The 12,071-nt window shown below is 58.4% G+C and carries 15 protein-coding genes; 10 read left to right on the top strand and 5 right to left on the bottom strand.

Annotated elements, in window-relative coordinates; all coding sequences use genetic code 11:
* On the top strand, positions 1 to 425 hold a 425-nt coding region (locus tag CWM53_RS00440), incomplete at its 5' end, for a glucose PTS transporter subunit EIIB (protein WP_165784992.1).
* Positions 426 to 477: 52 nt separating this feature from the next.
* Complete coding sequence (locus CWM53_RS00435; RefSeq protein ID WP_074385983.1) at positions 478 to 1,650, top strand: MalY/PatB family protein; 1,173 nt, start codon at positions 478 to 480, stop codon at positions 1,648 to 1,650.
* Between the two features lie 13 nt (positions 1,651 to 1,663).
* Here the strand turns inward: CWM53_RS00435 and CWM53_RS00430 are convergent, their stop codons facing one another.
* A complete protein-coding gene (locus tag CWM53_RS00430; protein ID WP_100729860.1) occupies positions 1,664 to 2,692 on the bottom strand; it encodes a CorA family divalent cation transporter in 1,029 nt (342 codons plus the stop codon).
* A 299-nt stretch (positions 2,693 to 2,991) separates the two neighbouring features.
* Here CWM53_RS00430 and ydfZ point away from each other — a divergent pair, with 299 nt between their 5' ends.
* Positions 2,992 to 3,195: a putative selenium delivery protein YdfZ gene (gene ydfZ, locus CWM53_RS00420; protein WP_061154751.1), complete on the top strand. Its 204-nt coding sequence runs from the start codon at positions 2,992 to 2,994 to the stop codon at positions 3,193 to 3,195.
* A gap of 69 nt (positions 3,196 to 3,264) precedes the next feature.
* Here the strand turns inward: ydfZ and CWM53_RS00415 are convergent, their stop codons facing one another.
* Entirely contained in the window at positions 3,265 to 3,744 is a 480-nt protein-coding gene (locus CWM53_RS00415; protein WP_165784151.1) for a hypothetical protein, read from the bottom strand.
* A gap of 237 nt (positions 3,745 to 3,981) precedes the next feature.
* Here CWM53_RS00415 and CWM53_RS00410 point away from each other — a divergent pair, with 237 nt between their 5' ends.
* The 4 genes from CWM53_RS00410 to CWM53_RS00395 all read left to right on the top strand — a co-directional run bounded on the left by CWM53_RS00410 (position 3,982) and on the right by CWM53_RS00395 (position 6,533).
* Complete coding sequence (locus CWM53_RS00410; RefSeq protein WP_100675655.1) at positions 3,982 to 4,335, top strand: DUF1304 domain-containing protein; 354 nt, start codon at positions 3,982 to 3,984, stop codon at positions 4,333 to 4,335.
* Between the two features lie 103 nt (positions 4,336 to 4,438).
* Positions 4,439 to 5,650: a selenium metabolism membrane protein YedE/FdhT gene (gene yedE / locus CWM53_RS00405; RefSeq protein WP_100630839.1), complete on the top strand. Its 1,212-nt coding sequence runs from the start codon at positions 4,439 to 4,441 to the stop codon at positions 5,648 to 5,650.
* On the top strand, positions 5,647 to 5,880 hold the full coding sequence (gene yedF / locus CWM53_RS00400) for a sulfurtransferase-like selenium metabolism protein YedF (RefSeq protein WP_002903233.1): 234 nt from the start codon (positions 5,647 to 5,649) through the stop codon (positions 5,878 to 5,880). The genes yedE and yedF overlap by 4 nt, the downstream gene beginning before the upstream one ends.
* Before the next feature lie 260 nt (positions 5,881 to 6,140).
* Positions 6,141 to 6,533: a DUF1398 domain-containing protein gene (locus tag CWM53_RS00395; protein ID WP_016160930.1), complete on the top strand. Its 393-nt coding sequence runs from the start codon at positions 6,141 to 6,143 to the stop codon at positions 6,531 to 6,533.
* 39 nt (positions 6,534 to 6,572) lie between these two features.
* On the opposite strand, the gene CWM53_RS00390 is transcribed toward CWM53_RS00395, so the two are convergent.
* Complete coding sequence (locus tag CWM53_RS00390; protein ID WP_002903230.1) at positions 6,573 to 6,731, bottom strand: YqaE/Pmp3 family membrane protein; 159 nt, start codon at positions 6,729 to 6,731, stop codon at positions 6,573 to 6,575.
* Positions 6,732 to 7,013: 282 nt separating this feature from the next.
* On the opposite strand from CWM53_RS00390, the gene gap reads away from it, so the two are divergent.
* Positions 7,014 to 8,012 (top strand): type I glyceraldehyde-3-phosphate dehydrogenase, encoded by a 999-nt coding sequence (gene gap / locus CWM53_RS00385; RefSeq protein WP_061154755.1) that lies wholly within the window; start codon positions 7,014 to 7,016, stop codon positions 8,010 to 8,012.
* Positions 8,013 to 8,059: 47 nt separating this feature from the next.
* On the opposite strand, the gene aldA is transcribed toward gap, so the two are convergent.
* Positions 8,060 to 9,499, bottom strand: coding sequence for an aldehyde dehydrogenase (gene aldA / locus CWM53_RS00380; protein WP_100630840.1), 1,440 nt, complete (start codon positions 9,497 to 9,499; stop codon positions 8,060 to 8,062).
* Here aldA and CWM53_RS30705 point away from each other — a divergent pair.
* On the top strand, positions 9,498 to 9,635 hold the full coding sequence (locus tag CWM53_RS30705; protein ID WP_165784132.1) for a hypothetical protein: 138 nt from the start codon (positions 9,498 to 9,500) through the stop codon (positions 9,633 to 9,635). The two genes, aldA and CWM53_RS30705, sit on opposite strands and share 2 nt — an antisense overlap.
* Positions 9,636 to 9,696: 61 nt before the next feature.
* Here the strand turns inward: CWM53_RS30705 and CWM53_RS00375 are convergent, their stop codons facing one another.
* Complete coding sequence (locus tag CWM53_RS00375) at positions 9,697 to 10,497, bottom strand: YdcF family protein (protein WP_100729859.1); 801 nt, start codon at positions 10,495 to 10,497, stop codon at positions 9,697 to 9,699.
* 381 nt (positions 10,498 to 10,878) lie between these two features.
* On the opposite strand from CWM53_RS00375, the gene CWM53_RS00370 reads away from it, so the two are divergent.
* The coding region (locus CWM53_RS00370; protein ID WP_100750705.1) for an MFS transporter at positions 10,879 to 12,071 on the top strand (1,193 nt) is incomplete at its 3' end.

The following is a 12,071-nucleotide window of genomic DNA, read 5'->3' as shown; positions in this document are numbered from 1 at the left end:
TGCATGGCCTGGCGACCAAGTGGTATCTGGTGCCGGTGGTAGCGGCTATCTGGTTCGCGGTCTACTATGCCATCTTCCGCTTCGCCATTACCCGCTTCAATCTGAAAACGCCGGGCCGCGATATCGACACCGCCGCCAGCGTGGAGAAAGCCGTCGCCGGTACCATCGGCAAATCCGGCTATAACGTGCCGGCGATTCTGGCGGCGCTCGGCGGTGCCGAGAACATTGTTTCGCTGGATAACTGCATTACTCGTCTGCGTCTGTCGGTACACGATATGAGCAAAGTGGACGCCGCCGCGCTGAAAGCCCATCGCGCCATCGGGGTGGTTCAGCTCAATCAGCATAACCTGCAGGTGGTTATTGGCCCGCAGGTGCAGTCAGTAAAAGATGAAATGGCCGTATTGATGAATACTGTTCAGGCCTGACCCTACTGGTCCCCCTTCCGCGCGGAGGGGGACATTCGCTAAGGAAGTTCCGATGTTTGATTTTGCCACCCCCATCGACCGCCACGGTACCTGGTGCACACAGTGGGACTATGTCGCCGACCGGTTTGGCGCCGCCGACCTGCTGCCGTTCACCATCTCCGATATGGATTTCGCCACTGCGCCCTGCATTCTCGACGCCGTCAGCCAGCGGCTGGCCCACGGTGTGTTCGGCTACAGCCGCTGGCAGAACGAGGCGTTTCTCGGGGCGATTGCCCACTGGTACGCCAGCCGGTTTAACAGCGTCATCGATCCGCAAACGGTGGTCTACGGGCCGTCGGTTATCTACATGGTGGCGGAAACCATCCGCCAGTGGTCAAGCGAAGGCGACGGCGTCGTCGTCCATACTCCCGCCTACGATGCGTTCTATAAGACCATCACCGCTAACCGCCGGGAGATTGCCCCAGTGCCATTGACCCTGACGGATAACCAGTGGCACTGCGATATGGCCCGCCTGGAAGCGTTACTGGCGGAACCGAAGAATACCCTGCTGCTGCTGTGCAGCCCGCACAACCCAACGGGGAAAGTCTGGCGTCGCGAGGAGCTGGAGACCATGGCGGCCTTGTGTCAAAAACATGGTGTCAGGGTGATTAGCGACGAAATTCATATGGACATGACCTGGGGCGAACACTGCCATATCCCGTGGAGCGAGGTCGCTCAGGGACCGTGGGCGCTGTTCACCTCCGGTTCAAAGAGCTTTAATATTCCGGCCTTTACCGGGGCCTATGGCTTTATCCCCGAGGCGAACGCGCGCGACAGCTACCTGCAGGCGCTGAAGGCCCGCGACGGGCTCTCTTCTCCCTCAGTGCCAGCGCTGGTCGCCCATATCGCCGCCTATCGCGACGGGGCTCCCTGGCTCGACGCCTTGCGTGACTATCTGCAGGCGAATATGCGCTATGTCGCCGACACGCTTAACAATGCCTTCCCCGCACTCTGCTGGCAGCCACCGGAGGCCACCTACCTGGCGTGGATCGACCTGCGCCCCCTGAACATCGACGACCACGCGCTACAGCAGGCGCTGATCGCCGAACAGAAGGTGGCGATTATGCCGGGTTATACCTATGGTCCTGAGGGCAACGGCTTTCTGCGCCTCAACGTCGGCTGCCCGCGCGAGAAGCTGGAACGCGGTGTCGAAGGACTGATTGCCGCCCTGCGTAGCCTCAGCTGATTCGACGCGCAATCTACAGGTCATCGCGCCGGCGGAATGCCAGGTAGCCGGCGCCGAGGGTAAAGATGGCGACTATCACCACCAGCAGGATAAACCCGTGGTGGTTACTCGCCAGCGGGATCCCACCGACGTTCATGCCGAAGAAACCGGCGACGATGTTAATCGGCAGCGCGAGGACCGTGATCACCGTCAGGGTGTAGAGGGTGCGGTTGCTCTGCTCCAGCTGGCGGGCGCCAATCTCCTCCTGCAGCAGACTAATGCGCTCGATCAGGCCGGACAGGTCATTGAGCACCACGCTAAACTCTTCGGTGAACTGACGAAACGCCTGCACCACTGCACGATCCATCCACGCCGGCGGCCGGTTAAGCAGACGGAACATCGCTGCCGGCTCCGGCGCCAGCAGCCGCTGAAAGCGTAAAAGCATCCGCCGCAGCCGCGCCAGATCGGCCCGGTTGCGCTGCACATGATTGCTCAGGAGACGCTCTTCGATAAGGTCGACATGGCGGCTGGCCTGGCGGACGACCTGCTCCAGCACCTCCTCCTGCTCCTCCAGCAGAAAAGCCAGCAGCTCGGTAGAGGTATTCACCCTGAGCGTCTGCAGACGCGACAGCATCCATTCGATAAACCGCAACGGTTTGAAGCGCGCCGTCACCACCAGCTTAGGGCTACAGTAGAGCCACAGCGTGGCGGTTTCCGCGCTGGTATCCTGCGGCCGAAACAGCACATCGTTGAGCACAGCGAACAGATTCTCCCCCTGTCGCTCAATGCGGGTGGTGTGCGAACCGCTGCGGATCTCCTCGAAGAAAAAGTCCGCCACCGGAAAGTGGCTGGTTAACCATTTCTCGGCGGTGGCATGATTGAGATTCAGGTGTAACCAGATAAACGCCTTGTCATCGGCGAGCGCCTGATAGCGGGCGCACACCTCGCCAGAGGCAATGGGCTGCGGGGGGCGCTGTTCATGAAACAGATAACCATGCACCAGACCGGAAACTTCACTATCAAAATCGGGCTTTAACATCTTCGCGGTGACGTCTTGACTCATGGCTCCCTCAGGACACGCACTGGCACTGTTGATGCCCGAATAGCGCCATCTTTCGCTATTTTCCGCGGGCTGGCAAGGTTAATAATCTGGTCATAAAACAGTAACCTGAATGACATATTGCCGTCAGTGTCGCGCGCCACGCAGGCGATGCGATCGGTGCGAATGGAGGAGGCTTCTGGCCCTTTTCGCTCCAGGGTTATTAAAATAAATTTGATTATCCTCAAAACTTTTTTAGGCAAAAAAGCGTATTAATTAAGCCGCTTAATCATTGCTTACACTGGTTTATTGAGGAGGAGACCATGAAAACCTATGACCGTAATCGTAACGCTATTGCTACCGGCAGCAGGGTAATGATCGCCGGTAACGGCACGACAGGCGTGATTAAAGCTATCCATGGTGAAGGGAAAACCGCCGAGCAGCTTCGCCGGGCGGACTGCGTTGAAATCGACGGCTGCGAGGGCCGCTTTTGCCCGTTAGATCTGATCCGTCTCGGCTTCCATTAATTCCTGCCGCCAGGTCATCAGTATCAGGCCACCTGAGGTGGCCTGCTCTTTTCCCGACTAATAAAGCGTCTAGCGAAAGCTCCACTGAATACTCATCACAAAGATCGCCGGCACAATAATGCCGCCTTCCACACCGAAATAATCGGTGAAGTTATATTGCAGACCATGATAGATGTAGGGCGAAAAACCGACGCCGGTCATTTTTTTGGCGGTGCGGTAGGTGCCGGAATCCCCACAGTGGCTGAAGGCATCAAAGAAAAATTCCCCGGTATAGGCATACACCCCTTTCAGCACCCAGCCGGTATCGTTTTTCAGCCAGTCGCGGCGCACGCCGAGGGTCAGGCAGCGATCGTCAAAGCTGTTTTTCATCGTTCCGACCAGCACGCTGTATTTTGAATCCTGAGAAAACTTGCGCTCCACCGAGAAAAAGTTGTTATTGAAATGTTCGTTATATTGTCCGTGGTTACCGGTCATATGATAAACATAGGAGCCGGTATTCATCGAATAGAGGTTTAATTCCCCGGCCTGCGCCGACGGCATGGCAACCATCAGTAGCCCTGATAACAAAATCCATAATTTATTTAACATTCAGTAACCTACACCACACCCGAAAAAAAGAACCCGGCATACTAGCACCGCTAAGCTAAACCAAAGGGCAATCGGATAAACCGACGCTCGTCGCGGCAGAAAACATGACCCTATCTGCACTATAGCAGCGACGCTCCCGCTTCGTTAGCGCTTGCAGCTATACTGCAGACACATTCCTCTTATTGATTAAGGACCGCTGTGTTAACCACTTTCCTCGTTGCGCTGGTCGCTATTATTCATCTCGCCATCCTGGTGCTGGAGATATTTTTCTGGGAGGCCCCCGCCGGGCGCCGGGCCTTTAACCTCAGCGCCGATTTCGCCCGGGAGACCCGGGTGCTGGCGGCCAACCAGGGATTGTATAACGGTTTTCTGGCCGCCGGCCTGGCGTGGGGGCTGTGGCTGGGGGCGTCGGGGGTGCAGGTGGTTATCTTTTTCCTGGCCTGCGTGCTGGCCGCCGGGATTTTCGGCGCGCTGACCGCCAGCCGCAAAATTCTTTATATTCAGGCGCTGCCCGCACTGCTGGCGCTGCTTGCCATGCTGGCGCAAGCGTAGGGGCTTGATCCAAAACAGAGAAAGCAGGCGCTGAGGCGGGTACTATTTGCCCCCTTCGGTCGGTCATCGACCTTTAATACCTTCTGAGTTCAGAGGCATTTTTATGACATGGCAATCCTTCAAACAGGCCTGGCTTATCCGGTTCTGGTCCCCTGTCCCGGCGGTCATCGCCGCGGGCATCCTCTCCACCTACTATTTTGGCATCACCGGCACCTTCTGGGCGGTGACCGGCGAATTCACCCGCTGGGGCGGTCAGCTGCTGCAACTGCTGGGCGTCCACAGCGAACAGTGGGGCTATTACCAGCTGATTCATCTCGAAGGGACGCCGCTGACCCGCATCGATGGCAGGATGATCATCGGCATGTTCGGCGGCTGCCTGGCCGCCGCGCTGTGGGCCAATAACGTCAAACTGCGCTTTCCACGCAGCCGGATCCGCATTGTGCAGGCCGTGGCAGGCGGCATCATCGCCGGGTTCGGCGCGCGGCTGGCGATGGGCTGCAACCTGGCGGCCTTTTTCACCGGCATTCCGCAGTTCTCCCTGCACGCCTGGCTGTTTGCCATCGCCACCGCCATCGGCTCCTGGTTTGGCGCCCGCTTCACGCTGCTGCCCCTTTTTCGCATCCCGGTAAAAATGCAAAAGGTGTCCGCCGCCTCGCCGTTAACCCAAAAACCGCAGCAGGCGCGTCGCCGTTTCCGGCTGGGCATGGTGGTCTTTTTCGCTATGATCGGCTGGGGCCTGCTCACCGCCGCAGACCACCCGGCGCTCGGCCTGGCGATGCTGTTCGGCATCGGCTTCGGTCTGCTTATCGAGCGCGCGCAGATCTGCTTTACCTCCGCCTTTCGCGATATGTGGATCACCGGCCGGACGGTGATGGCAAAGGCGATTATCTTCGGCATGGCGGCGAGCGCCATCGGTATCTTCAGCTATGTGCAATTGGGGATGGCGCCCAAAATTATGTGGGCCGGTCCCAACGCGGCGATTGGCGGGCTGCTGTTTGGCTTTGGCATCGTGCTGGCCGGCGGCTGTGAAACCGGCTGGATGTACCGGGCGGTGGAGGGCCAGGTTCACTACTGGTGGGTTGGGCTGGGCAATGTCATTGGCTCAACGCTGCTCGCCTGGTGCTGGGACGATATCGCCGCTCCGCTCGCCACCCACTGGCAGAAAATCAACCTGCTGAACGCCTTCGGCCCCTTCGGCGGGCTGCTGGCGACCTATCTGCTGCTGCTGATCGCCCTGCTGCTGGTGATCGCCTGGGAAAGACATTTTTTCCGCCGCCAGTCGACGGCGGTCCGGACCGTGAAGGAGAGCGCATGAAAAACATCATCCCTGATTATCGCCTGGATATGGTCGGCGAACCCTGTCCCTATCCGGCCGTGGCCACGCTGGAGGCAATGCCCTCCCTGCAAAAAGGCGAGATCCTGGAAGTGGTCAGCGACTGTCCGCAGTCGATCAATAACATTCCACTCGATGCCAGGAACCATGGCTATACGGTGCTGGATATTCAGCAGGATGGCCCAACCATTCGCTATCTGATCCAGAAATAGCCGCGGCTCATGGCCCCGCCGGCGACGATCATCGCCGGCGATAATTTCGCCCCTTCCCGTCTTATCACACCCTCTGCCTGCCTCGAGGATCCCCTGCGAACCTTTGCAATAGCTTGTAACACTTGAAACGGTGTTCCAGTTACATAATAACCATTAATATAACGCGCCTATATTATTAAAATACGAATAAGTAAACGTGTGAATGGTTTATGCCGACAGACGCCGAAACCATGCGCAGCAACAACACAACAAGGATTGAAATGGAACTGCTGGCAAGGCTGGGTCACTTTTTCGAACAGGTTCGCGCGGATGCCGATTTTACCACCTTCGCCAGTGAACTCCGCCGGCATCAGGTCTCCTACTACATCTATTTTGTCTCCACCGGCAATATGAATTTCGTGATGGCAAACGACGAGGTGATTTCGATAAAAAGCGCCCGCGGCCTGCTACGCGTGCGCAGCGCCCCCAGCCATCGGCTGACCTCGGCCGCGGTCATCCGCCATTTTGCCGGCGCCATCAACTTTGAACAGTACTGCAAGGATCTCGCCAGCGCCGGCGTGTTTAAGTGGATCGTTGATCTGGAAGAGGAGACCCGGCACTACTGGTCGAAGGATAATACGCTGCTGTATAAAGAGAACCTGATGCCCCCCTGAGCGGGTCACAGGGGGGAGACGTGGTTATCTGCTCGGCCCTCAGTCGCGGGTCTGTACCCAGAAGGCGTGGATCAGGCCAGGAATATAGCCCAGCAGGGTCAGAATAATGTTGAGAATAAACGCCCAGCCGAAGCCTTTACCCAGCAATACGCCCAGCGGCGGCAGAATGATAGTGAAAACGATTCTCCAGAATCCCATAACCTCTCCCTTCGTCTAACGTCAATATTTTACTAAGCTATTCAATAGTTAAGCATAGCCACTTTTCACCGCTTCGCCAGCAGGCGGCAACCTCATCTCCGGTAACAAAAATTATTCCCTGCTGTCAGCGCTAAAAAAGGCCGGGAAAACATTCACTTTTTCCCTCTCCGGGCCGGAAGCGCTGGCATACCGCACAGATTGTCAGTTGACCAATCAGGGGGACAGGACTAAGCCTGGAGGAGTTTTATCACATCGAGTCGTTTTACCAACCGGAGAATGTCCATGAGTAAACTTGGGATTAATGGATTTGGTCGTATCGGACGTTTGGTGTTACGCCGTTTATTAGAAGTCGACAGCAGCCTGGAAGTGGTGGCTATCAACGACCTCACCTCGCCAAAGGTGCTGGCCTACCTGTTAAAGCATGATTCAAACTACGGCCCCTTCCCGTGGAGCGTCGACTTTACGGAAGATGCGCTGATCGTCAACGGCAAAACCATTACGGTGTATGCCGAAAAAGAGGCGCAGCATATTCCGTGGCAGGCGGCAGGCGCCGAGGTGATTGTGGAGTGTACCGGGTTCTACACCTCGGCAGAGAAATCGCAAGCCCATCTCCAGGCTGGCGCGCGCAAAGTGCTGATTTCTGCCCCCGCTGGCGAGATGAAAACCATCGTCTACAACGTCAATGATGACACCCTGACCCCGGAAGATACCATCATCTCCGTGGCTTCCTGCACCACCAACTGCCTGGCGCCGATGGCCAAAGTGCTGCAGGATGCCTTCGGCATCACCGTGGGCACCATGACCACCATCCATGCTTATACCGGCACCCAGTCGCTGGTGGACGGGCCGCGCGGCAAAGATCTGCGCGCCTCCAGAGCGGCGGCAGAAAACGTCATCCCGCACACCACTGGCGCAGCCAAAGCCATTGGTCTGGTGATCCCCGCCCTGAGCGGTAAACTGAAGGGCCATGCCCAGCGCGTACCGACCAAAACCGGCTCGGTGACGGAACTGGTGTCGGTGCTGGAGAAAAAGGTCAGCGTTGAGGAAATCAATCAGGCGATGAAGCAGGCGGCCGAGGGCAATGAATCCTTCGGCTACACCGAAGAAGAGATTGTCTCTTCGGATATTATCGGCAGCCATTTCGGCTCGATCTACGATGCCACTCAGCTGGAGATTGTGGAAGCCGGCGGCGTACAGCTGGTGAAAACCGTCGCCTGGTACGATAACGAATATGGCTTCGTCACCCAGCTGATCCGCGTGCTGGAGAAATTTGCCCGCTAAGCGAACGGCGGGCAGCCTGAGCTGTCCGCCGTTCTGTGTTGAGTGCCTCAGGCCTGCAGATAGACCACCTGGGTCTGCAGGTACTCATTCAACCCGTGGCGGCCATCAGCGCCGCCGATCCCCGATTTGCGCCAGCCGGCGTGGAAACCCTGCATCGCCTCAAAGTTTTCCCGGTTGATATAGGTTTCGCCGAACTTCAGTCCCTTAATCGCCTTCATCGCCACGTTCAGATCGCGGGTATAGATCGAGGAGGTCAGGCCATAGTCGCTGTCATTGGCCATCGCCAGCGCCTCATCGAGGGTCGAAAACGCGACCACCGGCAGCACCGGCCCGAAGGTTTCCTCGTGGATAATGTCCATCTCCTGACGCACATCCAGCAGCAGGGTCGGCGGATAAAAATAGCCTTTGCCCTCCAGCGGCTGGCCGCCCAGCGCCACCCGTGCCCCCTGCGCCACCGCCTTCGCCACTTTGCCCGCCACCTGATCCCGCGCCGCGGCGTTGATCAGCGGCCCCATCGCGATGTCATCGCGCGCCGCCGGGTCGCCAAACTGCACGGCCTTCATCGCCTCGCCGAGGCGGTTGACGAAGCGGTCGTAAATGCCCTGCTGAACATAGACCCGCTCGACGCAGTTACACACCTGTCCGGTGTTAATCACCCGTGAGTCCACTACCGCTTTCACCGCCAGCTCCAGATCCGCATCGTCCATCACAATGGCAGGCGCTTTGCCGCCGAGCTCGAGGCACACTTTGGTGATATTTTTCGCCGCAGCGGCCATGATTTTCTCTCCTGCCGCCACGCTACCGGTCATGCTGACCATCGCCACCTTCGGATTGCCGGCCAGCTCCTGACCAACGGTTTCCCCGCGGCCGAGCACCAGGTTAAAGACCCCTTTCGGCAACCCTACCTGATGGACAATCTCGGCAAAGGCGATGGCATTATTGGGCGTAAATTCGCTGGGCTTAATGACGATGGTATTCCCGGTGATCAGCGCCGGCGCCAGCTTGCGGGCGATAAGAAAGAACGGGAAGTTCCACGGCAGGATCCCGGTGGTCACCCCCAGCGCGCGTTTAAAGACGAGGATACTCTCTCCCGGGTGATCGCTCTGCACGATCTCGCCTTCGTAACGGCGCGCCCATTCCGCCATATAGTCGAGATAGTCCGCGGTGAATGCGACTTCCACCGCCGCCAGCTGCTGGATCTTGCCGCCTTCAGCCACGATCAGCCCGGCAATCTCTTCAGCACGCTGGCGGATACCCGCGGCAATCTTGCGCAGCCAGCCCGCGCGCTCAATGGCCGGCAGTGCTTCCCAGGCGGGCTGGGCGCGCTCAGCCGCGTCAATCGCCAGCCGCGCCTCTTCAGCAGTCCCGTCCGGGATCCGCGACAGCAGCGCTTCGGTCGTCGGGTTAAGCACGTCGATCCAGCCGTCGCCGCGACCGGAAACGAACTGGCCATCAATATACATTTGGTGTTGAACGGGTGCTGTCATGGCTGCTCCTGTAGTGCGTTTGTATTTAACAAGTAATTTTTTTGTTAAATATCGGGCGGATAAGCCGTGGCTTCGCAGCACGTTGGCGCAGTTCTGTGAGCTGATTCATAAAACCGGGCCAAAAATGCCCGATTGAGGTTACATTTCAATAACACAAACTGCCCGTTTGCGACAAATTTGCCGCAAACGGGCAGTTTTTAGCCGAGGGTGCGGGCCTGCAGCGCCCCGGCAAGCTGGGCGTCCTCCCGCAGCTGTCGCCAGGCATCGAAGACCTCAGGCGGGAAGGTGACGTGGCTAATGAAGTCTTTCCCGCGCGGACCGTATCCTTCAGGCGTATCCTGCAGGCGCGGCAGCTCGCCCAGCAGCAGCGCCAGGTAGCGAGTGACCGGCCACAGCCCCGCCCCGCCGCCCGCGAACCTCAGCTGGCCATCGGTCTGCTCCAGCACCGGCGAGCAGCCGGGAAAGCTCAGCCACTGTGGCGGCGTCGTCGCCCCCTGCCAGACGCGGGCGAAGGTAGCCATGGTTCGCCGCTGCATGGTGGGGTCCTGAATGACGATCCCGCGACGATGCAGGATCCCCCGGCTCTCCAGCGTTGTGCGGGTAAAACGGGCGTTCTCGCCGCAGTTGGTCGACTGGTCCTCCACGACCAGCCGCGAGCGCGGAATGTGCCAGTAGTCATGAGCAATATCGGCCAGAATATGCGCTTCCGGACGCCCCTCCACCGGCAACGTGCGGTAGCGGCTGTCCTGACGCACCGCCTCGTAGAGAAAGCCCGTAGAATGTCCCACGCCGCCGCTGATCAGCAGCGGGACTTCCTGCGCCGCCGCCAGCCGGCAGGCGGCGTCGATGGTCGGGATCACGGCGTTGCCGGCCAGCACCACCACGTCCACCTGCGGCAGCGCGGGCAGCGTCGCCAGATCGTCCTGCGCCAGCCAGGCGCCGACCTGGTTAGCCGCCGCCAGCGTCGCCGCCGACAACGGGGGAAATTGTTCTGCCATTCTGTCTCCTTAATCCCCTCTCAGCCGATCGGAGAGGATGCATTCGCCATCATAAACGCCGCCTCGCGGGAGGCAAAGCGTCGTCGATTTGTAACCATTTTGAAATAACAAGAAACATCTAAAAACAGGCGGGTTGCACCTGAACAACTCACTATGAAAATAACAAAAAACAGCAAAATCAGGTGGAAAATAAAAAATAGCCTCGCGGTTACACCAGTCCAAACCGCGTCATAACACCCAGTTTGCCAGCGATGAACTTGCCAATTGTAACCTTCAACCCTAAGTTGCTTAACAATTACACAACCTTTTTATACCCAGGTTGCACCCTGCTTAAGCAGAGTGACACCTGACCTATTTACCGTGGCGGGAGAACGTTTCGTAATGAGCAATCGACAAGACAACACTGCATCCATTCTGCAGAAAAACAAGAAGGTCCTGGTCGCGAGCCTGACAGGCAGCGCCATCGAATGGTTCGATTATTTTCTCTATGGCACCGCCGCCGCGCTGGTGTTCAACAAAATCTTCTTTCCGATGGTCGACCCGGTCATCGGCCTCATCCTCTCCTGGCTCTCCTTCTCGCTGACCTTTTTTATCCGCCCCATCGGCGGCGTCATTTTCGCTCATATCGGCGATCGCATCGGCCGCAAGAAGACGCTGGTGCTGACCCTGTCGCTGATGGGCAGCGCCACGGTGGCGATCGGCCTGCTTCCCACCTATGAGATGGTGGGCCTCTGGGCGCCCGCCCTGCTGATTACCCTGCGCATTATTCAGGGCATGGGTATCGGCGGTGAATGGGGCGGTGCGCTGCTGCTGGCCTACGAATACGCGCCGGAAAAGCGGAAAGGCTTTTTCGGCAGCATTCCCCAGGCCGGCGTGACCATCGGCATGCTGATGGCGACGTTTATCGTCTCGCTGATGACCCTGTTTGACGAGACACAGTTTCTCGCCTGGGGCTGGCGTATACCGTTCCTGCTCAGCTCCGTCCTCGTTTTTCTCGGCCTGTGGATCCGCAAAGATATCGACGAAACGCCCGCCTTTAAGCAGGTGAAAAAATCCGGCCAGGTGGCAAAGGCTCCGCTGCGCGAAACGCTCAAGCACCACTGGCGGGAAGTGCTGATTGCCGCTGGTCTGAAAGTGGTGGAGACCGCCCCTTTCTATATTTTCTCCACCTTTGTGGTCAGCTATGCCACCACCACCCTGAGTTACCAAAAGTCGCAGGCGCTGGAATCCGTGACCCTGGGCGCTCTGGTCGCCACCGTGATGATCCCGCTGATGGGGCTACTGTCAGACAAGGTGGGGCGGCAAAAAATGTACACCCTAAGCGTGGTGCTGCTGGGGCTGTTTATCGTCCCGTGGTTCCTGCTACTCGACACCGGCACCAGCTGGGGCATCATGCTGGCGACGGTCGTTGCCTTCGGCATCCTGTGGGCGCCGGTAACCGCGGTGCTCGGCACCTTGTGCTCTGAGATTTTCAGCGCCAATGTGCGCTATACCGGGATCACCCTCGGCTACCAGCTGGGCGCCGCGCTGGCCGGAGGCACCGCGCCGCTTATCGCCACCGGTCTGCTGGCAAA

It is taken from the genome of Klebsiella sp. A-Nf5 (assembly GCF_002810545.1).
In the GTDB taxonomy this organism is placed as follows: Bacteria; Pseudomonadota; Gammaproteobacteria; order Enterobacterales; family Enterobacteriaceae; genus Klebsiella; species Klebsiella variicola.
The sequence above is the reverse complement of the archived record's forward strand: the minus strand, read 5'-3'. Positions and strand labels throughout refer to the sequence as shown.